Origin of the sequence: Klebsiella aerogenes KCTC 2190 (assembly GCF_000215745.1) — a bacterium.
In the GTDB taxonomy this organism is placed as follows: Bacteria; Pseudomonadota; Gammaproteobacteria; order Enterobacterales; family Enterobacteriaceae; genus Klebsiella; species Klebsiella aerogenes.
The window spans coordinates 1,290,423-1,311,249 of sequence record NC_015663.1; the positions used below are offsets into that span (position 1 = coordinate 1,290,423).

A 20,827-nucleotide genomic window follows, 5' to 3' on the forward strand; every position below is an offset into this window, starting at 1 on the left:
CCAGCCCTCTCAGGTAAAAACATTAATTGAAGGTTAATACTATGAAAGCATTACATTTTGGCGCAGGTAATATCGGACGTGGCTTCATTGGCAAACTGCTGGCTGACGCCGGTATCTCCCTTACGTTCGCCGATGTTAATCAGGTGGTCCTTGATGCCCTGAATGCCCGTCATAGCTATCAGGTCCACGTGGTGGGTGAAAACGAACAGGTTGATACCGTCTCCGGCGTGAATGCCGTCAGCAGCATTGGCGATGAGGTGGTGGATCTGATCGCCGATGTCGACCTGGTGACCACCGCGGTCGGCCCCGTCGTTCTGGAGCGTATCGCCCCTGCCATCGCCAAAGGCCTGGTGAAACGTAAAGCGCAGGGTATTGAACGCCCGCTGAATATCATCGCCTGCGAAAACATGGTACGCGGCACCAGCCAGCTGAAAGGCCATGTGTTTAACGCGCTGGCGGAAGAGGACAAAGCGTGGGTTGAAGCGCATATCGGCTTCGTCGACTCCGCCGTAGACCGCATCGTGCCGCCGTCGGCTTCCGCCACCCACGATCCGCTGGAAGTCACCGTTGAAACCTTCAGCGAATGGATTGTGGATAAAACCCAGTTTAAGGGCGAGCTGCCGAACATCCCAGGAATGGAATTAACCGATAACCTGATGGCATTTGTCGAGCGTAAGCTATTCACCTTAAACACCGGGCATGCTATAACCGCCTACCTCGGGAAACTGGCGGGCCATCAAACGATTCGCGACGCGATTCTCGATGAGCACATTCGCGCCGTCGTGAAAGGCGCAATGGAAGAGAGCGGCGCGGTGCTGATTAAACGCTACAGCTTTGATGCGCAGAAACACGCGGCTTATATCCAGAAGATCCTCGGTCGCTTTGAGAACCCGTATCTGAAAGATGATGTGGAGCGCGTCGGCCGCCAGCCGCTGCGTAAATTGAGCGCGGGCGATCGTTTGATCAAGCCGCTGCTTGGCACGCTGGAATACGGCCTGCCGCACCGGAACCTGGTAAAAGGGATTGCCGCGGCCATGCATTTCCGCAGCGAAGACGATCCGCAGGCTCAGGAACTGGCGGCGCTGATTGCCGAAAAAGGGCCACAGGCCGCGCTGGCGCAGATTTCCGGTCTGGATGCGGCAAGCGCTGTAGTGGCGGAAGCCGTTAACGACTACAACGCGGTAAAATGATGTACAACCTGGCGCGGCCGATGCCGCGCCCAATACCACTCCTGTCAGATATGCAGGCAATAATGGAAGAAACACAGGCATTTGAAAACCGCGTACTTGAGCGTTTAAATGCTGGTAAGACCGTAAGAAGTTTCCTGATAGCCGCCGTCGAACTCCTGACGGAGGCGGTCAATATTCTGGTGCTTCAGGTATTCCGCAAAGACGATTACGCGGTGAAATACGCAGTGGAGCCATTGCTGGAGGGCAGTGGGCCGCTGGGCGATCTTTCCGTACGCCTGAAGCTTATCTACGGCCTTGGGGTGATAAGCCGCGCCGAATACGAAGATGCCGAGCTATTGATGGCCTTGCGTGAAGAGCTCAATCATGACGGCAATGAGTACGCTTTCACCGACGATGAAATTCTCGGGCCGTTAGGCGAGCTGCACTGCGTCGCCGCGCTTCCGCCAACGCCGCTGTTTGATGAGAGCGATAAGGAACTGCTGGCAATGCAGAAACTGCGCTACCAGCAGATGGTACGTTCTACAATGGTGTTGTCTCTGACTGAGCTGATTTCCCGAATCAGCTTAAAAAAAGCCTTCCAGAAATCAACGCTCTGACTCCGCTTCTTGCTGGTCGCACGTCGGCCGGTACAGCTGCCGGTAATACTCCAGACGACTCAGAAATAGCGCTTTTTTATCCTCAGGAATATCGCGCGGTATCCGCTGTAAACGCGGGCATTTTTTCAGATATTCCATAAACGCCTGGCTCGAGGCCATGAAATCTACCGTTTTATCGATGATACGTGGTACGCCGTCGCCGATTTTCGCCATCACGCTCTCCTCTGTTCAGGGGGATCTGATTAAGGATTGGCGAAAAAAAGGGAGCAAGTTGAGGAAAACGTGCTGAATGGTCGTCAGGCTTCACAAAAATGATAAACAGCTTAATTAAAATTACAATATCGCTACTATTCAGATAGTTATAATATATCAGGTCTCATGCTTACGGCGGTGAAGCCACGAGTATTTCGATAAAAAACTATCAACAAAGGCCCGCCCGGCCCATACTATGTAACGTCGAAGCCCCTTTATTCACAGATAAAATTACCATGAAAGAAGTCGAAAAGAATGAAATCAAGCGTTTGAGCGACCGTCTCGACGCCATCCGCCACCAGCAGGCCGACCTGTCGCTGGTCGAAGCCGCCGATAAATACGCGGAGCTGGAAAAAGAAAAGGCGACCCTGGAAACGGAAATCGAACGCCTGCGTTCCGTTCAGTCGCAGAAGCTGAGCAAAGAAGCGCAGAAACTGATGAGCATGCCGCACCGTCGCGCCATCACCAAAAAAGAGCAGGCCGATATGGGCAAGCTGAAGAAAAGCGTGCGCGGACTGGTTGTCGTCCATCCGATGACCGCGCTGGGCCGTGAAATGGGCCTTAAAGAGATGACCGGCTTCGCGAAGAGCGAGTTTTAATCTTTTGCCGCTGTGAGTTTGTCGTCTTTTACCCGGTAGCCCTACCGGGCCGTGAACTCACAGCCAATTTCCCCTTCCCCGCCAAATTGGCCCAACCAATTATTTCTTAAACCGTCAATCGGTTCACATATCCATCAATTTGCATCACAAACGCGTTGCCATGCCATAACATTTGGTTAACCATCAATTGTCGTTAACCCTACAATCGCAATTTGGCTGGGCCAATTTTACAAACAGTGTGATCGGCAATGGGCGCAGACCCAACCTGATGCACTGGATGTGGCCCGATGGAGACCTGCATGAACCTCTGGCAACAAAATTACGATCCGGCTGGTAATATCTGGCTATCGAGCCTTATCGCCTCACTGCCGATTCTGTTTTTCTTTTTCGCCCTGATTAAGCTCAAGCTTAAAGGCTATATCGCCGCCACCTGGACCGTAGCCATCGCGCTGCTTGTCGCCCTGCTGTTCTATAAAATGCCGGTCGACCGCGCCTTATCGTCGGTGGTATACGGCTTCTTCTACGGCCTGTGGCCTATCGCGTGGATTATCATCGCCGCGGTCTTCGTCTATAAAATCTCGGTGAAGACCGGGCAGTTCGACATTATCCGCTCGTCGATTCTTTCGATTACACCGGACCAGCGCCTGCAGATGCTGATTGTCGGCTTCTCCTTCGGCGCCTTCCTCGAAGGGGCCGCCGGTTTCGGCGCGCCGGTGGCGATCACCGCCGCGCTGCTGGTCGGGCTCGGCTTCAATCCGCTATACGCCGCCGGACTGTGCCTGATTGTTAACACCGCGCCGGTGGCCTTCGGCGCCATGGGGATCCCGATTCTGGTCGCCGGCCAGGTGACCGGCATCGATAGCTTCGCCATCGGCCAGATGGTTGGCCGCCAACTGCCGTTCCTGACCATTATCGTGCTGTTCTGGATCATGGCGATTATGGACGGCTGGCGCGGGGTGAAAGAGACGTGGCCTGCGGTGATGGTCGCAGGCGGCTCGTTCGCTATCGCGCAGTACCTCAGCTCTAACTTCCTCGGCCCGGAACTGCCGGACATCATCTCTTCGCTGGTGTCGCTGGTATGCCTGACGCTGTTCCTCAAGCGCTGGCAGCCGGTACGTATCTTCCGCTTTGGCGATATGGGCGCCGCGCAGGTTGATCAAACGCTGGCGCGCACGCATTACACCGCCGGTCAGGTCATTCGCGCCTGGTCGCCGTTCCTGTTCCTCACCGCCACCGTCACCCTGTGGAGCGTACCGCCGTTTAAAGCGCTGTTTGCGCCGGGCGGGGCGATGTATGACTTCGTGGTTAACATCCCGGTACCGTTCCTCGACAAAATGGTCGCCCGTATGCCGCCGGTGGTAAGCGCCGCGACGCCGTACGCCGCGGTGTATAAATTCGACTGGCTGTCGGCGACCGGCACCGCCATTCTGTTCGCCGCTATACTGTCTATCGTCTGGCTGCGTATGAAGCCAAAGGATGCGCTGACCACTTTCGCCGGGACGTTGAAAGAGCTGGCGCTGCCGATTTACTCCATCGGCATGGTGCTGGCGTTCGCCTTTATTTCAAACTACTCCGGGCTGTCATCGACGCTGGCGTTGGCGCTGGCGCATACCGGCCACGCGTTTACCTTCTTCTCGCCGTTCCTCGGCTGGCTGGGGGTTTTCCTGACCGGTTCGGATACCTCGTCTAACGCGCTGTTCGCCGCGCTGCAGGCGACGGCAGCCCAGCAAATCGGCGTCTCCGATATTCTGCTGGTCGCCGCGAATACCACCGGTGGGGTGACAGGCAAGATGATTTCGCCCCAGTCGATCGCCATTGCCTGCGCCGCGGTAGGCCTGGTGGGTAAAGAGTCGGACCTGTTCCGCTTTACCGTCAAGCACAGCCTGATATTCACCTGCATGGTGGGCCTGATTACCACCCTGCAGGCTTATGTCTTAACCTGGATGATTCCGTGAAAGTGATGCCAAAACGCCTGGCTGACGACGTCGCAAATCGCGTCCGGGCGCTGATAGAAGAACAACAGCTGGAGGCGGGCATGCGTTTGCCCGCCGAGCGCCAGCTTGCCGTCCAGCTCGGTGTTTCACGCAATTCGCTGCGTGAAGCGCTGGCGATGCTGGTCAACGAAGGGGTGCTGCTTAGCCGTCGCGGCGGCGGCACCTTCGTGCGCTGGCAGCACGAGCCCTGGTCGGAGCAAAACATCGTCCAGCCGCTGAAAACGCTGCTCGCCGACGACCCCGACTACAGTTTTGATATTCTCGAAGCCCGCCACGCTATTGAAGCCAGCACCGCCTGGCATGCGGCGATGCGGGCCACCGACGCCGAAAAAGAAAAAATCCGCCTCTGTTTTGAAGCCACCCTCAGCGATGACCCGGATCTCGCCTCACAGGCGGATGTTCGCTTCCACCTGGCGATCGCTGAAGCCTCACATAATGTGGTGCTGCTGCAAACCATGCGCGGTTTCTTCGAGCTTCTGCAATCCTCAGTGAAGCAGAGCCGCCAGCGCATGTATCTGGTGCCGCCGGTGTTCGCGCGTCTGACCGAACAACATCAGGCGGTAATGGAAGCGATCTTCGCCGGCGACGCGGAAGGCGCCCGCCAGGCGATGATGGCCCACCTCGGTTTTGTCCACGCCACCATTAAACGTTTTGATGAAGACCAGGCCCGCCAGGCGCGTATTACCCGCCTGCCCGGTGACCACAATGAAAATTCCAGGGAGAACTCGTGATGATTATTTCCGCCGCCAGCGACTATCGCGCCGCCGCACAGCGTATCCTGCCACCATTTCTGTTCCACTATATCGACGGCGGCGCCTACGCCGAACATACCCTGCGCCGCAACGTTGAAGACCTCTCCGACGTGGCGCTACGCCAGCGCATTCTGCGCAATATGTCGGATCTGAGCCTGGAAACCACGTTATTCAACGAAAAGCTGGCGATGCCAACGGCGCTGGCGCCGGTCGGGCTGTGCGGCATGTACGCGCGCCGCGGCGAAGTGCAGGCAGCGGGCGCGGCGGACGACAAAGGCATCCCGTTTACCCTCTCTACCGTTTCCGTTTGCCCGATTGAAGAGGTCGCCCCGACCATCAAACGCCCGATGTGGTTCCAGCTGTATGTCCTGCGCGATCGCGGATTTATGCGCAATGCGCTGGAGCGCGCCAAAGCCGCAGGCTGCTCCACGCTGGTCTTTACCGTGGATATGCCGACCCCCGGCGCGCGCTATCGCGACGCCCATTCTGGCATGAGCGGCCCAAACGCCGCCATGCGCCGCTACTGGCAGGCCGTCACTCATCCGCAGTGGGCATGGGACGTCGGTCTCAACGGCCGCCCGCACGACCTGGGCAATATCTCCGCCTACCTCGGCAAACCGACCGGGCTTGAGGATTACATCGGCTGGCTGGCGAATAATTTCGATCCGTCGATTTCATGGAAAGACCTGGAGTGGATCCGCGACTTCTGGGACGGCCCAATGGTGATCAAAGGGATCCTCGACCCGGAGGACGCCCGCGATGCGGTGCGCTTCGGCGCTGACGGCATTGTCGTCTCCAACCACGGCGGCCGCCAGCTTGACGGCGTGCTCTCTTCCGCCCGCGCCCTGCCCGCCATTGCCGATGCGGTTAAAGGCGACATCACTATTCTCGCCGACAGCGGTATCCGCAACGGTCTCGACGTGGTGCGGATGATCGCCCTGGGCGCCGACAGCGTGCTGCTGGGCCGCGCGTATCTGTACGCGCTGGCGACCCACGGCAAGCAGGGGGTGGCGAATCTGCTCAACCTTATCGAGAAAGAGATGAAAGTGGCGATGACGCTGACCGGGGCGAAATCCATCAGCGAAATCAGCCGCGATTCGCTGGTGCAGAATGCCGAAGCGCTGCAGACCTTCGATGCGCTCAAGCAGGGCAACGCCGCGTAATTCCCCGCGTTTTCCCTTACGCCGCCCCTCTCCCTCAGGGTGAGGGGCCCGTCCGGCTGGAATCGGTTTTCTCCTTCTCCCTCTGGGAGAGGGTCGGGGTGAGGGTTCAACAAATATCTGCTATTCTGCCACCCGCAATTAAGGGGGCAGTATGCTGAACATCGTGTTATTCGAACCAGAAATCCCGCCGAACACCGGCAATATCATCCGCCTGTGCGCCAACACCGGCTTCAATTTACATATCATTGAGCCGATGGGCTTTACCTGGGACGATAAACGTCTGAGACGCGCCGGGTTGGATTATCACGAGTTCACCGCCGTACAGCGCCACGCGGATTACGCGGCGTTTGTCGCCAGCGCGAAGCCGCAACGGTTGTTCGCCCTCACGACTAAAGGCACGCCCGCCCACAGCGCGGTAAGCTATCAGGATGGTGATTTCTTGATGTTTGGTCCGGAAACGCGCGGCCTGCCGGCCAGCATCCTCGATGCCCTGCCGGCGGAGCAAAAAATCCGTATTCCGATGATGCCGGACAGCCGCAGCATGAACCTGTCAAACGCGGTGTCGGTGGTGGTGTATGAAGCCTGGCGTCAGTTGGGATACCCCGGCGCCGTGTTGCGCCGCTAACCTGAGCGGTTCCCGGATTGCGGCGCGCTGCGCCTTATCCGGGCTACTTTCTGAGCTTCGCGGCGGCAAATAGCAATAAATCAAATCCCGTCGCCGTACTCGAAAGTATGGTGAATCCCATTAAAATGCTGATCCATATCCATCGCTGGCTTGTCGCTCTCCGGCTTGCCGACGATGCGCGCCGGTACGCCTGCGGCGGTGGTATGCGGCGGCACAGGTTGTAGCACCACGGAACCGGCGCCAATCTTCGCCCCGCGCCCGACTTCGATATTGCCGAGGATCTTCGCCCCGGCGCCAATCATCACGCCTTCGCGAATTTTCGGGTGACGGTCGCCGCTGGTTTTACCGGTACCGCCGAGGGTCACAGACTGCAGGATGGATACGTCGTCTTCAATCACCGCCGTTTCACCGACCACGATACCGGTGGCGTGGTCGAGCATGATCCCACGGCCAATCTTCGCCGCCGGATGAATATCGACCTGGAACGAGACGGAAACCTGGTTCTGCAGGAAAATAGCCAGCGCGCGGCGACCCTGATTCCACAGCCAGTGGCCGATACGATAGGCCTGCAGCGCATGGAAGCCTTTCAGGTACAACAGCGGCGTTGAGTATTTATCGACCGCAGGGTCACGGGTACGTACCGCCTGGATATCACAGGCGGCGGAAGCGATCATCTCCGGGTCTGCGGCATAAGCCTCTTCCACCACTTCGCGAATAGCGATAGCAGGCATAATCGGCGAGGCCAGCTTATTCGCCAGCATATAGCTCAGGGCGCTGCCCAGATTTTCGTGCTTGAGTAGCGTTGCGTGGTAAAAACTGGCGAGCATCGGCTCACAGTCGGCCAAAGCCCGGGCTTCGGCTTTAATATTGTTCCAGACGATATCCAGTTCTTCACACGGCATTGCATACTCCAGACGATAAGAATTATGACCGGTCAGTTCTTCGCTGACCGGGTCATACAGGTAACAGACTTTCCCTGCGGCTAGTTGGCGCTGCGTTCGTCCTTGCGTGCGCGACCCAATAAGGTCAATGCTGCCTCGCGCGCAATTTTTCCGCAATACAATACCTGATAAATTTCCTCGGTTATTGGCATTTCGACGCCTAAACGCTGCGCCAGAACGCGAACCTCTTTGGTATTGCGATAGCCTTCAACCACCTGGCCAATCTTGTCCTGCGCGCTTTGCACGTCCATGCCCTGTCCGAGCATCATGCCAAAACGGCGGTTTCGCGATTGGTTATCGGTACAAGTCAGTACCAGGTCGCCCAACCCGGCCATGCCCATGAAGGTTTCTGGATCGGCGCCCAGCGCCGCCCCGAGACGGGACATTTCCACCAGACCACGGGTGATCAACGCCGTACGTGCATTCGCGCCAAAGCCGATACCGTCAGACATCCCGGCGCCGATGGCGATAACGTTTTTCACCGCGCCGCCCAGCTGCACGCCGATAAAGTCCGGGTTGATGTAGACGCGGAAGCTTTTACCGCAGTGCAGCAGGCGCTGAAGGTCTTCCGCAAACTGCGGATCCGTCGCCGCCAGAGAAATCGCCGTCGGCAGGCCGGCGGCCAGCTCTTTGGCGAAAGTCGGACCGGAGATGACCGCTAATGGGATGTCATCGCCCAGCGCTTCACGCGCCACGTCCTGCAGCAGACGGCCAGTTTCGGCCTCCAGGCCTTTCGTCGCCCACACCAGACGCGCATCTGAACGCATCAGCGGTTTAATCTGGCGCAAAACCTGACCGAAGACGTGGCTCGGCACCACCACGAGGATATCGCGGCTGGCGGCCAGCGCCGTCGCTAAATCGCTCTCAAGGCGCAGCGTGTCCGGGAAGGGCACATCGGGAAGGAACGCGGCGTTGCAGCGATCGTGTTGCAGCGTCGCGATATGTTTCGGGTCATGGCCCCAGAGGACAACCTCGTGGCCATTTCTTGCCAGGGTGATGGCAAGAGCGGTGCCGTAAGAGCCGGCACCGATCACAGTCATTGCAGCATTAAGCGCGTTCATCAGGCATCCTGATGTTGTTCAGCACCTTCGCCAGCCTGCTGTTGCAGATAGTTCATAAACAGCGCGTCAAAGTTCACCGGCGCAAGGTTGAGTTGCGGGAAGGTGCCGCGGGAAACCAGGCTGGTAACAGTCTCGCGAGCGTACGGGAACAGAATGTTCGGGCAGTACGCGCCGAGGCAGTGCGCCATCTGGTTGCCATCGATGCCGTCGATGGAGAAGATGCCGCCCTGCTGTACTTCGCACAGGAATGCGGTTTCTTCGCCCAGCGATGCCGTTACGGTGACACGCAGCACCACTTCATAAACGCCTTCAGCCAGCTGGCTGGAAGCGGTATCCAGATCAAGTTTAACTTCCGGCTGCCAATCTTTCTGGAAAACTTGCGGCGCATTTGGCGCTTCGAAGGAAACGTCTTTGGTGTAGATGCGCTGAATCTGGAAAGTCATTTCGGTGCTGTTTTGTTCTGACATAGTAAAACCCTTTCGTGTTGTCCTTAAATACGCGGCCCCTGAATGGGGAAAACGTAAAAATTAGCGCAAGAGGGGATCAAGTCCACCACGTGAATCAAGCGCATACAAGTCGTCACAGCCGCCAATGTGCTGCGCATCAATAAAAATCTGCGGAACCGTCGTCCGGCCGCTGCGCTGGATCATCTCTTCACGCTTTGCGGCATCGCCATCGATAGGCAGTTCGTTGAACGTCACGCCCTTGCTGTTCAGCAGCGCTTTGGCGCGGATGCAGAACGGGCAGGTCGCTTTGGTATAGATCTCAATATTGGCCATGACTCACTCCTGTTTTTACCCCGAGGGATTTTACGCCGCAGAGGCTCCCCGCCGCCTGAGAGGTTATCGGGGGAACCGCTGCGCCATAACGACGCGGGGGTAAATTATTTGCCGCGTACCAGCGGAAGGTTCTCGCCGCTCCAGCCTGCGATGCCTTCTTTCAGTACAAAGACTTTTTCGAATCCGGCTTTATTCAGCAGGCTGGCAGGTTCTTGCGCCTGCATGCCGGACCCATCCACAACAATAATGGGTTGTGCTTTGTGTTTTTCCAACTCGCCGACGTTATTTGCTTTGATATCGGCAGGCAGCAGGTTGATAGCGCCGGCGATATGGCCTTTACGGAAGTCGTCACGCTGACGCAGGTCGACAACAACGGCTTCTTCTTTGTTGATAAGACGCGTCGCTTCACCACGGGTGATGACTTTAACTTTCGACATCAAGCCCTTAAAGGTGGTGAACAGTACCGCACCCAGCAGCGCGATCCACGCGATGCTCAGGACCGGGTGACGGCCGATGAATTGCATAATTTCTTGCATGGGGGGTTACAACTCCCGACTAAGTGATAAAAAAACCAGGGAAGGAGTATACCTGTGCATTGCGGCAAATACAGCCAGTGAGCGCGATGTAATGTATTTTCTGCGGCCCGTCACGAAAAAAAAACCGACTTCGCCATCGACTGTGGCGTCACCCCTTCCCTTTCTTTGATCTTTTACGGTGATTTGATCGATTCAGCTGTAGTAAAATTACGCAAATTTTCTGTCTTTGAGCATGAGGTTGTCGCAATGTCGGTTACTAAAAAACCTATGGTACTGGTGATTCTGGATGGCTACGGCTACCGTGAAGACCAGCAGGATAACGCCATTTATAGCGCGAAAACGCCGGTAATGGACGCACTGTGGGCAAAACGCCCGCACACCCTGATTGATGCATCCGGTCTGGAAGTCGGCCTGCCTGACCGCCAGATGGGTAACTCCGAAGTGGGCCACGTTAACCTCGGCGCGGGCCGTATCGTGTATCAGGATCTGACCCGTCTGGACGTTGAAATCAAAGAACGCACCTTCTTTGCCAACCCGGTGCTGACCGGCGCGGTCGACAAAGCCGTCGCCGCCGGTAAAGCGGTACACATCATGGGCCTGATGTCGCCTGGCGGCGTTCACAGCCACGAAGACCACATCATGGCGATGGTAGAACTGGCCGCGGAACGCGGCGCAGAGAAAATCTATCTGCACGCTTTCCTCGATGGCCGCGACACGCCGCCGCGCAGCGCTGAAGCCACGCTGGCTAAATTCGAAGCTAAATTCACCGCGCTGGGCAAAGGCCGTATCGCCTCTATCATTGGCCGCTACTACGCCATGGACCGCGACAACCGCTGGGATCGCGTAGAGCAAGCCTATGACCTGATGACACTGGCCAAAGGCGAATTCCAGGCCGACACCGCCGTGGCGGGCCTGCAGGCAGCCTACGCGCGTGACGAAAACGACGAGTTCGTCAAAGCGACCGTTATCCGCGCCGCCGGCCAGGCCGATGCCGCAATGGAAGACGGCGACGCGCTGATCTTCATGAACTTCCGCGCTGACCGCGCGCGCGAAATCACCCGCGCCTTCGTTAACGCCGACTTCGACGGCTTCGCGCGTAAGAAAGTGGTTAACCTCGATTTCGTGATGCTGACCGAATACGCCGCCGACATCAAAGTCGCTTGCGCTTATCCACCAGCTTCACTGGTGAATACTTTCGGCGAGTGGATGGCGAAGCACGACAAAACCCAGCTGCGCATCTCCGAAACCGAGAAATATGCGCACGTGACCTTCTTCTTTAACGGCGGGGTAGAAAATCCGTTCAAAGGCGAAGACCGTATTCTGATTAACTCGCCGAAGGTCGCCACTTACGACCTGCAGCCGGAAATGAGCTCCGCCGAGCTGACCGAGAAACTGGTTGCGGCCATCAAAGGCGGTCAGTATGACACCATCATCTGCAACTACCCGAACGGCGATATGGTAGGCCATACCGGGGTGATGGAAGCCGCCGTGAAAGCGGTTGAAGCGCTGGATCACTGCATTGAGCAAGTGGCCGCGGCCGTTGAATCCGTCGGTGGCCAGCTGCTGATCACCGCCGACCACGGCAACGCCGAACAGATGCGCGATCCGGCGACCGGACAGGCGCACACCGCGCATACTAACCTGCCGGTTCCGCTGATCTACGTTGGCGACAAAACGGTGAAAGTGGCCGAAGGCGGCAAGCTTTCCGACATCGCGCCAACCATGCTGTCGCTGATGGGAATGGAAATCCCGCAAGAGATGACTGGCAAGCCGCTGTTCATCGTGGAATAATCCTTCCCCATGAGGGGAAAGGCGACTTATTCAAATACATGGATCGCAACGGCTGTTCGATCCGTTCTTTACGCCAGCGCGCTTAGCGCTGGCGTATTGCTGTGCGCCGCATCCGCTCACGCCGATGACCGCGACCAGCTGAAATCCATTCAGGCCGATATCGCCGCCAAACAGCGCGCGATTAAGCAACAGCAGCAGCAACGCGCCTCCCTGCTCGCCCAGTTAAAAGCGCAGGAAGAGGCCATTTCCGCCGCCGCGCGCAAACTGCGTGAAACTCAGGATACTCTCAATCAGCTCAATAAGCAGATTGACGACATGAACGCGTCTATCGCTAAGCTGGAGCGCCAGCGCGCCTCCCAGGAACGGAATCTCGCCGCGCAGCTCGACGCCGCGTTCCGCCAGGGGCCGCACACCGGCATGCAGATGATCCTCAGTGGTGAAGAGGGGCAGCGTAACCAGCGCCTGCAGGCCTATTTTGGTTACTTTAACCAGGCCCGTCAGGAAACCATCGCCCAGCTCAAGCAGACGCGCGAAGAAGTCGCGGTGCAGAAATCGATGCTGGAAGAAAAACAAAGCCAGCAGCAAACGCTGGTTTACGAGCAAAAAGCGCAGCAGGCCAAGCTTGAGCAGGCGCGCAACGAGCGTAAAAAGACGCTCTCCAGCCTCGAATCCTCCATTCAGAAAGGCCAACAGCAGCTCAGCGAACTGCGCGCTAACGAATCGCGCCTGCGCGGCCGCATCGCCCAGGCGGAAGCGGCAGCCAAAGCCCGCGCCGACCGCGAGGCTCGTGATGCCCAGGCGGTACGTGACCGCCAGCAGGAGGCCTCGCGCAAAGGCACCACCTATAAACCAACCGAAAGCGAACGTTCGCTGATGTCGCGAACCGGCGGCCTCGGCGCGCCGCGCGGGCAGGCCTTCTGGCCGGTACGCGGAACAATTCTTCATCGTTATGGCGAACAGCTGCAAGGTGAACTACGTTGGAAAGGGATGGTTATCGCTGCGTCTGAAGGCACCGAAGTCAAAGCCATTGCCGATGGCCGGGTGATCCTCGCCGACTGGCTACAGGGCTACGGCCTGGTGGTGGTCGTTGAACACGGCAAAGGCGACATGAGTCTTTACGGCTATAACCAAAGCGCGCTGGTCAGCGTCGGTACCCAGGTCCGCGCGGGCCAGGCTATCGCGCTGGTAGGCAGTAGCGGCGGTCAGGGTCGTCCGTCGCTCTATTTCGAAATTCGCCGCCAGGGTCAGGCGGTCAATCCACAGCCGTGGTTGGGAAGATAAGTTTTGCTTCAATTTCGCATGATTGCACTTGCTGTAGCCGGTTCACTGGCTATAGCTGCGCCGGTTTTTGCCGGTAAACTCTCCATCGTTATCGATGATTTCGGCTACCGTCCGCAGACGGAAAATAAGGTACTGGCGCTGCCGCCTACCATCTCCGTCGCCGTACTACCGAATGCCCCCCACGCCCGGGAAATGGCCACTAAAGCGCATAATCTGGGCCATGAAGTGCTGATCCATCTGCCGATGGCGCCGCTCAGCAAGCAACCGCTGGAAAAAGACACGCTGCGCCCGGATATGAGCAGCGATGAGATCGAACGTATTATCCGTGAGGCTTACGGGAAAGTGCCTTACGCCGTCGGGCTGAATAACCACATGGGTAGCGCCATGACCTCAAACCTGTTCGGCATGCAAAAGGTGATGCAGGCGCTGGAACGCTACAATCTCTATTTTCTCGATAGCGTGACCATCGGCAACACCCAGGCCATGCGCGCCGCCCAGGGTACCGGCGTGAAGGTGATTAAACGCAAAGTGTTTCTCGACGACACCCAGAACGAGGCGGACATCCGCACTCAGTTCAATCGCGCCATCGCACTGGCGCGGCGTAATGGTTCGGCGATCGCCATTGGTCACCCACACCCTTCAACGGTGCGGGTACTACAGCAAATGGTCTATAACCTGCCGCCGGATATCACGCTGGTGCGCCCGAGCAGCCTGCTGAACGAACCGCAGGTCGACAACTCGACGCCGAACACGCCCGTCCAACCAAACGCGCCGCAACAGCAGAAGCCGCGTAACCCGTTCCATGGCGTGAAGTACTGCAAACCGAAGCGTCCGCTGGAGCCGGTGAACGCCAGCCGCTTCTTTAGCATCCTCAGCGAAAGCATCAGCCAGAGCGCGCTGGTCCAGTATTACCAGTTGAAATGGCAGGGCTGGGACAGCCCCACCAACTAATCTTCATCAGGGATCCGTGCGCTTCTCCGTCACGGTTCCCTGCTGCTTACCATTGTAGGCATACCAGGCTTTAAAATACTTCATGAAGCTGTACAAGGTGGCGTACAAACCGGTTACGGCCCCCACCTTGCCGCTACGCCAGGCGCCGCTGAATAAATACCACTTAAAAAACGCACCGATGGCGCTGATAATCCCGCGGCTGAGCGACGGCCTGACCTTCTGCATCTTCACCAGCCGGGTGGTATAGCTGTTGAGCTTGTTAAACACTTCATGCAGTGAATAGAAGGTATCGTGGCGGACAAAGCCCGGCAGCCTGGTCGAGGTCAGATGGCCGACCACCTGATCGTCTACCGGACGCTGGTTAAAACTGGCCCGCTGACGGTTGAACAGACGTACCGGGTAATCCGGCGATGAGATGGGATAGATGGTCCGCACCTGTTCGCCAAGCACGAACCAGTAGCGCGGCAGGCGCCACGCACAGCTCGGATCCGGCTCCTCTCCCGCCTTAAGCGCCAGAATCGCCGCAGCCACTTCTTCATCCAGAATTTCATCGCTATCCATACATAGTACCCAGTCATGGGTCGCCAACGAGGTCGCATAGTTCATCTGCATGCCGTGGGCGGCATAGGGGTGATGGTGAACCGTTAAACCAAACTGCTGACATATCTGTAGCGTTTCATCCGTACTGCCGGAATCAACGACAATAAACTCATCTGCCACCCGTAACAAAGGCGGCAAGACTTCCCGTAATAAGCGAGCCGAATTACAGGTAAGCAAGCATACTGAGAGTTTAAACATAGTGTTTATGCGATTAAACGAAGAGTAAACTAACTGTATAAACGAATAGGTAAAAGATCGATGCGGAAATAGTGCGGTAGATACGTATTATTTTAGAAATGTTATCCAAATCTAAATAAATCTACCTTGAGATGAATTTCATCACCTTGCTCGATACCATCGGGTGTCAGTTATCTGGCTTCAGACTACTTATCCTGATGTACCCTCGTTTGTCACTCATGTGGTCCACTTTACTGTCGTCGTAAAGGGCGGCATAGATCCAGTACTTGTTGATAGTACGTATTTTAACCACCACGTCAGTCTGCGTAACGGAATATGTATTATTCGCATTATCATCTGGCCATTCTTTGAATGAAACCTGATCCCTTTCATGATGTAAATGATAAGTCGTTAACCAGGGATAGCTTCCGTCCCCGCCGCAGGAGACCTGAGCATTCATGTCGTCTATATTAGGTAAGGATTTATTTTGCGTGGGAATAAACGAGAGTAATAAGGCGCTATAGTTCTCACTGTTGCATTCGGCATACTGCGCGACATTATTAACTAACAGACTGCCCGACTGGTTAACATACCACTCGCGAAACCTGATAAAACTCTCCGGGATCTCACTAAAATTCTGGCGAATAAACGCCAGTTGTTCTTTCATCGTGCCTTTCATATAAATATGGATAATTTTTTTTAAGTTACCCCGATCATCAAGCCAATAATAGCGAAATCCGAGGGTAGGAACATTAATGGTAGCATTATCACTCCATTGCGCTTTCCAGTAGGCTTGCAGCACGCCATGCTCAAGCTTTTGCTCAGCCAAAACGCCAAAGCTCATAAAAATCAATAGCGCCGGTAAGATAATATTCTTCAATCGCCAAAGACGGCTAATAAAAATAGAGAGGGCCATATATCTCATCCTTGTTATATGAAGATATGGCAGAATATAAATAAACCGGGCAGCAGTTCAATAGCGACCGACGTAATAACAAAAACTTTATTACCAATATATATGTGAAGAATATGCTGCCCATAAACCATGGGCAGCAAGAATGCTTATTATCGTCATCCTGACGAAAATTCGCTTAATCCCAGCTCAGTACCACTTTGCCAGACTGGCCGGAGCGCATCGCGTCAAAGCCTTTCTGGAAGTCATCAATACCGAAACGATGGGTGATAATCGGCGAAAGATCGAGGCCCGACTGGATAAGCGCCGCCATCTTATACCAGGTTTCAAACATTTCGCGGCCGTAAATCCCTTTGATAAACAGCCCCTTGAAGATGACCTTGGTCCAGTCGATAGACATATCCGACGGAGGAATACCCAGCATCGCAATACGCCCGCCGTGGTTCATGGTATCAAGCATGGTACGGAACGCTGGCGGCGCGCCGGACATCTCCAGACCCACGTCGAAGCCTTCGGTCATCCCCAGCTCGGCCATCACGTCGTTAAGATTCTCTTTAGCGACGTTAACCGCGCGGGTGACGCCCATTTTACGCGCCAGCTCCAGACGATATTCGTTAACATCGGTAATCACCACGTTACGCGCGCCGACATGTTTCGCCACCGCCGCGGCCATCACGCCGATCGGGCCAGCGCCGGAAACCAGTACATCTTCACCGACCAGGTCGAAGGAGAGCGCGGTATGCACAGCGTTGCCGAACGGGTCGAAGATGGATGCCAGGTCGTCGGAGATATTATCCGGGATTTTGAAAGCGTTGAAGGCCGGGATCACCAGATATTCAGCAAAACAGCCCGGACGGTTGACCCCCACGCCGATGGTATTACGGCACAGATGGGTACGACCGCCACGGCAGTTGCGGCAATGTCCGCAGGTGATATGCCCTTCGCCGGAAACGCGATCGCCAAGCTTAAAGCCGCGAACTTCCTGACCGATACCCACGACTTCGCCAACGTACTCATGCCCCACCACCATCGGAACCGGAATGGTTTTCTGCGACCATTCGTCCCAGTTATAGATGTGCACGTCGGTACCGCAAATCGCGGTCTTACGGATTTTAATCAGCAGATCGTTATGGCCGACTTCCGGTTCCGGTACGTCGGTCATCCAGATGCCTTCTTCCGCTTTCAGTTTGGATAACGCTTTCATCTCACACCCTTATTAGGCGATGACGCCCAGTTGTTTGCCGATGCGGGTAAAGGCTTCCACCGCACGTTCAATTTGTTCAGGGGTATGCGCCGCCGACATCTGGGTGCGAATACGCGCCTGGCCTTTTGGAACCACCGGATAGAAGAAACCGGTGACGTAAATACCTTCTTTCTGCAGTTCGCGCGCGAATTCCTGCGCGATGGTGGCTTCACCGAGCATCACAGGGATAATCGCGTGGTCGGCGCCAGCCAGGGTAAAGCCCGCGGCGGTCATTTTTTCACGGAACAGGCGCGCGTTAGCCCACAGGCGATCGCGCAGTTCGCTGCCCGCTTCCACCATCTCCAGCACCTTAATGGAGGCCGCAACAATGGCCGGCGCCAGGGAGTTGGAGAACAGATAAGGACGGGAACGCTGGCGCAGCCACTCAACGACTTCTTTGCGCGCGGCGGTGTAACCGCCTGACGCGCCGCCCAGCGCTTTACCCAACGTGCCGGTGATGATGTCGACGCGGCCCATCACGTCGCAATATTCATGGGAACCGCGGCCATTTTCGCCGACAAAGCCCACGGCGTGAGAATCATCGACCATCACCAGCGCATCGTATTTATCCGCCAGGTCGCAGACGCCTTTCAGGTTGGCGATCACCCCGTCCATCGAGAAAACGCCATCGGTGGCGATCAGCACGTGGCGAGCGCCAGCTTCGCGCGCTTCTTTCAGACGCGCTTCCAGCTCCTGCATATCGTTGTTGGCATAGCGGAAACGCTTCGCTTTACACAGGCGAACGCCGTCGATGATCGACGCATGGTTCAGCGCATCAGAGATAATAGCGTCTTCCGGCCCCAGCAGCGTTTCAAACAGGCCGCCGTTGGCATCAAAGCAAGAGGAGTAGAGAATCGCGTCTTCCATACCGAGGAAATCCGCCAGTTTTTTCTCAAGCTGCTTATGCGTGTCCTGGGTACCGCAGATGAAGCGCACCGAGGCCATCCCGAAGCCGTGGCTGTCCATGCCGGATTTCGCCGCGGCGATCAGTTCCGGGTGGTTCGCCAGGCCCAGATAGTTGTTGGCGCAGAAGTTAATGACGTGGCTGTCGCCGACGGTGATGTCCGCCTGCTGAGCCGAAGTAATGATACGTTCTTCTTTAAACAACCCTTCCGCGCGCGCGGTATCCAGGTCATTGGTTAACTGTTTGTAGAAATCACCACGCATTGCAACTCTCCAGATTCGGCAAAATTTGGCACATATTACCCAAAGCTATACGTTGATACGAGATGATGCATGCCTGAATGAATTATTTGCAGCATAAATCACGCGCGGCCAGCACCTTTTCGGCGAATGGCTGAAGCCTTTCGGATGTAGTGATATGATATGAGTATTCGTGTCCGGATTGTCTCCGGACCCTCTACTTCAAAGGTACAGTTATGATCATCGTAACCGGCGGCGCAGGCTTTATCGGCAGCAACATCGTTAAAGCCCTGAATGACAAAGGCATCACCGATATTCTGGTTGTAGACAATCTGAAAGACGGCACCAAATTCGTAAACCTGGTGGATCTGGACATCGCTGACTACATGGATAAAGAAGATTTTCTGATCCAGATTATGGCTGGCGAAGAGTTCGGCGAGGTCGAAGCGGTATTCCACGAAGGCGCCTGCTCTTCCACCACCGAGTGGGACGGCAAGTATGTGATGGATAACAACTATCAGTACTCCAAAGAGGTGCTGCACTACTGCCTGGAGCGTGAAATCCCGTTCCTGTACGCCTCTTCCGCCGCCACCTACGGCGGGCGCACCAGCGACTTTATCGAATCCCGCGAATTCGAAAAACCGCTGAACGTCTACGGCTACTCAAAATTCCTGTTCGACGAATACGTCCGTCAGATCCTGCCGGAAGCAGATTCGCAGATTGTCGGCTTCCGTTATTTCAACGTCTACGGGCCGCGCGAAGGCCACAAAGGCAGCATGGCGAGCGTGGCCTTCCACCTCAATACCCAGCTGAATAATGGCGAAAATCCGAAACTGTTCGAAGGCAGCGATGGATTCAAACGCGACTTCGTCTATGTCGGCGACGTCGCCGCGGTGAACCTGTGGTTCTGGGAAAATGGCGTTTCCGGTATCTTCAACCTTGGTACTGGCCGCGCGGAATCCTTCCAGGCGGTCGCCGATGCGACCCTGGCTTTCCATAAAAAAGGCAGCATTGAGTACATCCCGTTCCCGGACAAACTGAAAGGCCGCTACCAGGCATTCACCCAGGCCGATCTGACTAACCTGCGTAAAGCGGGCTATGACAAACCGTTCAAAACCGTTGCCGAAGGCGTAACGGAATATATGGCCTGGCTCAACCGCGACGCGTAAGAAACAAGCATGAAAATATTGGTGATAGGCCCGTCTTGGGTGGGCGACATGATGATGTCGCAAAGTCTTTATCGTACGCTCAGGGCGCGCTATCCCCAGGCGATTATCGACGTGATGGCGCCGGCATGGTGCCGTCCGTTGTTATCGCGCATGCCGGAAGTCAATGAAGCGATTGCCATGCCGCTGGGCCACGGCGCGCTGGCTATCGGCGAACGCCGTAAACTCGGCCACAGCCTGCGCGATCGTCGTTACGATCGCGCTTATGTGCTACCGAACTCGTTTAAATCGGCCTTGGTGCCTTTCTTTGCCAACATCCCGCTGCGCACCGGCTGGCGCGGCGAAATGCGCTACGGCCTGCTCAACGACGCCCGCGTGCTGGATAAAGACGCCTGGCCGCTGATGGTGGAGCGCTACGTGGCGCTGGCCTACGATAACGGCGTCATGCGCTGCGCTAAAGACCTTCCACAGCCGCTGCTGTGGCCGCAGCTGCAGGTCAACGACGGCGAAAAGTCACAGGCCTGCAACGCTTTTAATCTCTCAAACGATCGGCCAATTATCGGCTTCTGCCCCGGCGCAGAATTCGGCCCAGCAAAACGCTGGCCGCATTATCACTACGCCGCGCTGGCGAAAAAGCTCATTGACGATGGTTATCAGATAGCGCTCTTCGGCTCAGCAAAAGATAACGATGCCGGCAAAGAGATCATCGCCGCGCTCAGCAGCGAGCAGCAGGCCTGGTGCCGTAATCTGGCCGGCGAAACGCAGCTGGAACAGGCCGTGATTCTGATTGCCGCCTGTCAGGCCGTGGTCAGCAACGATTCGGGGCTGATGCACGTTGCCGCCGCCCTGGACCGTCCGCTGGTGGCGCTGTACGGCCCGAGCAGCCCGGACTTTACCCCGCCGCTGTCGCATAAAGCGCGCGTTATTCGCCTGATTAGCGGCTACCACAAAGTGCGCAAAGGGGATGCCGCTGAGGGCTATCATCAAAGCCTTATCGACATCACTCCAGAGCGCGTCCTGCAGGAGCTGAACGAACTGTTAGCGGAAAAAACCGAGCACGAGGAAGCGTAACGG

At 56.4% G+C, this 20,827-nt stretch carries 22 protein-coding genes; 12 read left to right on the top strand and 10 right to left on the bottom strand.

What is annotated here, in order from left to right; translation table 11 throughout:
- Positions 1 to 41 precede the first annotated feature (41 nt).
- Both mtlD and mtlR read left to right on the top strand, forming a co-directional pair.
- Positions 42 to 1,190: a mannitol-1-phosphate 5-dehydrogenase gene (gene mtlD, locus EAE_RS06275; RefSeq protein WP_015703789.1), complete on the top strand. Its 1,149-nt coding sequence runs from the start codon at positions 42 to 44 to the stop codon at positions 1,188 to 1,190.
- Complete coding sequence (gene mtlR / locus EAE_RS06280) at positions 1,190 to 1,786, top strand: mannitol operon repressor MtlR (protein WP_015703790.1); 597 nt, start codon at positions 1,190 to 1,192, stop codon at positions 1,784 to 1,786. The genes mtlD and mtlR overlap by 1 nt, the downstream gene beginning before the upstream one ends.
- On the opposite strand, the gene EAE_RS06285 is transcribed toward mtlR, so the two are convergent.
- Positions 1,775 to 1,999, bottom strand: coding sequence for a hypothetical protein (locus EAE_RS06285; RefSeq protein WP_015369187.1), 225 nt, complete (start codon positions 1,997 to 1,999; stop codon positions 1,775 to 1,777). The two genes, mtlR and EAE_RS06285, sit on opposite strands and share 12 nt — an antisense overlap.
- Before the next feature lie 275 nt (positions 2,000 to 2,274).
- Between EAE_RS06285 and EAE_RS06290 the strand changes: the two genes are divergently transcribed.
- The 5 genes from EAE_RS06290 (at position 2,275) to trmL (ending at position 7,171) form a co-directional block, all read left to right on the top strand.
- Entirely contained in the window at positions 2,275 to 2,637 is a 363-nt protein-coding gene (locus EAE_RS06290; protein WP_015369186.1) for a YibL family ribosome-associated protein, read from the top strand.
- Between the two features lie 299 nt (positions 2,638 to 2,936).
- A complete protein-coding gene (lldP, locus tag EAE_RS06295; RefSeq protein WP_015369185.1) occupies positions 2,937 to 4,592 on the top strand; it encodes an L-lactate permease in 1,656 nt (551 codons plus the stop codon).
- The gene (gene lldR / locus EAE_RS06300) at positions 4,589 to 5,362 is read left to right on the top strand and encodes a transcriptional regulator LldR (RefSeq protein WP_015369184.1); all 774 of its coding nucleotides are present in this window, start codon (positions 4,589 to 4,591) and stop codon (positions 5,360 to 5,362) included. The genes lldP and lldR overlap by 4 nt, the downstream gene beginning before the upstream one ends.
- The gene (gene lldD / locus EAE_RS06305; RefSeq protein ID WP_015369183.1) at positions 5,362 to 6,546 is read left to right on the top strand and encodes an FMN-dependent L-lactate dehydrogenase LldD; all 1,185 of its coding nucleotides are present in this window, start codon (positions 5,362 to 5,364) and stop codon (positions 6,544 to 6,546) included. The genes lldR and lldD overlap by 1 nt, the downstream gene beginning before the upstream one ends.
- 151 nt (positions 6,547 to 6,697) lie before the next feature.
- Complete coding sequence (gene trmL / locus EAE_RS06310) at positions 6,698 to 7,171, top strand: tRNA (uridine(34)/cytosine(34)/5-carboxymethylaminomethyluridine(34)-2'-O)-methyltransferase TrmL (RefSeq protein ID WP_015703791.1); 474 nt, start codon at positions 6,698 to 6,700, stop codon at positions 7,169 to 7,171.
- A gap of 80 nt (positions 7,172 to 7,251) precedes the next feature.
- Here the strand turns inward: trmL and cysE are convergent, their stop codons facing one another.
- The 5 genes from cysE to EAE_RS06335 all read right to left on the bottom strand — a co-directional run bounded on the left by cysE (position 7,252) and on the right by EAE_RS06335 (position 10,488).
- Complete coding sequence (gene cysE, locus EAE_RS06315) at positions 7,252 to 8,073, bottom strand: serine O-acetyltransferase (RefSeq protein WP_004106845.1); 822 nt, start codon at positions 8,071 to 8,073, stop codon at positions 7,252 to 7,254.
- An 80-nt stretch (positions 8,074 to 8,153) separates the two neighbouring features.
- Complete coding sequence (gene gpsA, locus EAE_RS06320) at positions 8,154 to 9,173, bottom strand: NAD(P)H-dependent glycerol-3-phosphate dehydrogenase (protein ID WP_015369181.1); 1,020 nt, start codon at positions 9,171 to 9,173, stop codon at positions 8,154 to 8,156.
- Entirely contained in the window at positions 9,173 to 9,640 is a 468-nt protein-coding gene (gene secB, locus EAE_RS06325) for a protein-export chaperone SecB (RefSeq protein WP_015369180.1), read from the bottom strand. Before secB ends, gpsA begins: the two co-directional genes overlap by 1 nt.
- Positions 9,641 to 9,700: 60 nt before the next feature.
- Entirely contained in the window at positions 9,701 to 9,952 is a 252-nt protein-coding gene (grxC, locus tag EAE_RS06330; RefSeq protein WP_015369179.1) for a glutaredoxin 3, read from the bottom strand.
- A 104-nt stretch (positions 9,953 to 10,056) separates the two neighbouring features.
- Complete coding sequence (locus tag EAE_RS06335) at positions 10,057 to 10,488, bottom strand: rhodanese-like domain-containing protein (RefSeq protein WP_015369178.1); 432 nt, start codon at positions 10,486 to 10,488, stop codon at positions 10,057 to 10,059.
- 246 nt (positions 10,489 to 10,734) lie between these two features.
- Here EAE_RS06335 and gpmM point away from each other — a divergent pair, with 246 nt between their 5' ends.
- The 3 genes from gpmM to EAE_RS06350 are packed head-to-tail and all read left to right on the top strand — an operon-like array spanning position 10,735 to position 14,511.
- A complete protein-coding gene (gpmM, locus tag EAE_RS06340; RefSeq protein WP_015703792.1) occupies positions 10,735 to 12,279 on the top strand; it encodes a 2,3-bisphosphoglycerate-independent phosphoglycerate mutase in 1,545 nt (514 codons plus the stop codon).
- Between the two features lie 9 nt (positions 12,280 to 12,288).
- Complete coding sequence (envC, locus tag EAE_RS06345; RefSeq protein ID WP_032706535.1) at positions 12,289 to 13,560, top strand: murein hydrolase activator EnvC; 1,272 nt, start codon at positions 12,289 to 12,291, stop codon at positions 13,558 to 13,560.
- A 3-nt stretch (positions 13,561 to 13,563) separates the two neighbouring features.
- Complete coding sequence (locus EAE_RS06350) at positions 13,564 to 14,511, top strand: divergent polysaccharide deacetylase family protein (RefSeq protein WP_032706536.1); 948 nt, start codon at positions 13,564 to 13,566, stop codon at positions 14,509 to 14,511.
- Positions 14,512 to 14,517: 6 nt separating this feature from the next.
- Here EAE_RS06350 and EAE_RS06355 read toward each other — a convergent pair whose 3' ends face one another.
- From EAE_RS06355 to kbl, 4 genes are all read right to left on the bottom strand, one after another.
- Positions 14,518 to 15,309, bottom strand: a complete 792-nt coding sequence (locus EAE_RS06355) for a glycosyltransferase family 2 protein (protein ID WP_015703793.1) — start codon at positions 15,307 to 15,309, stop codon at positions 14,518 to 14,520.
- A gap of 166 nt (positions 15,310 to 15,475) precedes the next feature.
- Positions 15,476 to 16,204, bottom strand: a complete 729-nt coding sequence (locus EAE_RS06360) for a hypothetical protein (RefSeq protein WP_015703794.1) — start codon at positions 16,202 to 16,204, stop codon at positions 15,476 to 15,478.
- Between the two features lie 175 nt (positions 16,205 to 16,379).
- Positions 16,380 to 17,405 carry an L-threonine 3-dehydrogenase gene (tdh, locus tag EAE_RS06365; RefSeq protein ID WP_015369171.1) on the bottom strand — a complete coding sequence of 342 codons (1,026 nt, stop codon included), beginning with the start codon at positions 17,403 to 17,405 and terminating at the stop codon, positions 16,380 to 16,382.
- Between the two features lie 12 nt (positions 17,406 to 17,417).
- On the bottom strand, positions 17,418 to 18,611 hold the full coding sequence (gene kbl / locus EAE_RS06370; RefSeq protein WP_015703795.1) for a glycine C-acetyltransferase: 1,194 nt from the start codon (positions 18,609 to 18,611) through the stop codon (positions 17,418 to 17,420).
- A gap of 212 nt (positions 18,612 to 18,823) precedes the next feature.
- On the opposite strand from kbl, the gene rfaD reads away from it, so the two are divergent.
- Together rfaD and rfaF are read left to right on the top strand one after the other, a co-directional pair.
- Positions 18,824 to 19,756, top strand: coding sequence for an ADP-glyceromanno-heptose 6-epimerase (rfaD, locus tag EAE_RS06375; protein ID WP_015703796.1), 933 nt, complete (start codon positions 18,824 to 18,826; stop codon positions 19,754 to 19,756).
- A gap of 9 nt (positions 19,757 to 19,765) precedes the next feature.
- Positions 19,766 to 20,824, top strand: coding sequence for an ADP-heptose--LPS heptosyltransferase RfaF (rfaF, locus tag EAE_RS06380; protein WP_015703797.1), 1,059 nt, complete (start codon positions 19,766 to 19,768; stop codon positions 20,822 to 20,824).
- Positions 20,825 to 20,827 lie beyond the last annotated feature (3 nt).

Bases quoted from the DNA above. Each gene is read 5' to 3' on its own strand.
- envC (WP_032706535.1), top strand. From the start codon at position 12,289: ATGAGGGGAAAGGCGACTTATTCAAATACATGGATCGCAACGGCTGTT.
- kbl (WP_015703795.1), bottom strand. From the start codon at position 18,611: ATGCGTGGTGATTTCTACAAACAGTTAACCAATGACCTGGATACCGCG.
- tdh (WP_015369171.1), bottom strand. From the start codon at position 17,405: ATGAAAGCGTTATCCAAACTGAAAGCGGAAGAAGGCATCTGGATGACC.
- gpmM (WP_015703792.1), top strand. From the start codon at position 10,735: ATGTCGGTTACTAAAAAACCTATGGTACTGGTGATTCTGGATGGCTAC.
- EAE_RS06335 (WP_015369178.1), bottom strand. From the start codon at position 10,488: ATGCAAGAAATTATGCAATTCATCGGCCGTCACCCGGTCCTGAGCATC.
- EAE_RS06290 (WP_015369186.1), top strand. From the start codon at position 2,275: ATGAAAGAAGTCGAAAAGAATGAAATCAAGCGTTTGAGCGACCGTCTC.
- secB (WP_015369180.1), bottom strand. From the start codon at position 9,640: ATGTCAGAACAAAACAGCACCGAAATGACTTTCCAGATTCAGCGCATC.
- lldD (WP_015369183.1), top strand. From the start codon at position 5,362: ATGATTATTTCCGCCGCCAGCGACTATCGCGCCGCCGCACAGCGTATC.
- EAE_RS06285 (WP_015369187.1), bottom strand. From the start codon at position 1,999: ATGGCGAAAATCGGCGACGGCGTACCACGTATCATCGATAAAACGGTA.
- rfaD (WP_015703796.1), top strand. From the start codon at position 18,824: ATGATCATCGTAACCGGCGGCGCAGGCTTTATCGGCAGCAACATCGTT.
- gpsA (WP_015369181.1), bottom strand. From the start codon at position 9,173: ATGAACGCGCTTAATGCTGCAATGACTGTGATCGGTGCCGGCTCTTAC.
- lldP (WP_015369185.1), top strand. From the start codon at position 2,937: ATGAACCTCTGGCAACAAAATTACGATCCGGCTGGTAATATCTGGCTA.
- EAE_RS06355 (WP_015703793.1), bottom strand. From the start codon at position 15,309: ATGTTTAAACTCTCAGTATGCTTGCTTACCTGTAATTCGGCTCGCTTA.
- rfaF (WP_015703797.1), top strand. From the start codon at position 19,766: ATGAAAATATTGGTGATAGGCCCGTCTTGGGTGGGCGACATGATGATG.
- grxC (WP_015369179.1), bottom strand. From the start codon at position 9,952: ATGGCCAATATTGAGATCTATACCAAAGCGACCTGCCCGTTCTGCATC.
- mtlD (WP_015703789.1), top strand. From the start codon at position 42: ATGAAAGCATTACATTTTGGCGCAGGTAATATCGGACGTGGCTTCATT.
- mtlR (WP_015703790.1), top strand. From the start codon at position 1,190: ATGTACAACCTGGCGCGGCCGATGCCGCGCCCAATACCACTCCTGTCA.
- EAE_RS06360 (WP_015703794.1), bottom strand. From the start codon at position 16,204: ATGGCCCTCTCTATTTTTATTAGCCGTCTTTGGCGATTGAAGAATATT.
- cysE (WP_004106845.1), bottom strand. From the start codon at position 8,073: ATGCCGTGTGAAGAACTGGATATCGTCTGGAACAATATTAAAGCCGAA.
- trmL (WP_015703791.1), top strand. From the start codon at position 6,698: ATGCTGAACATCGTGTTATTCGAACCAGAAATCCCGCCGAACACCGGC.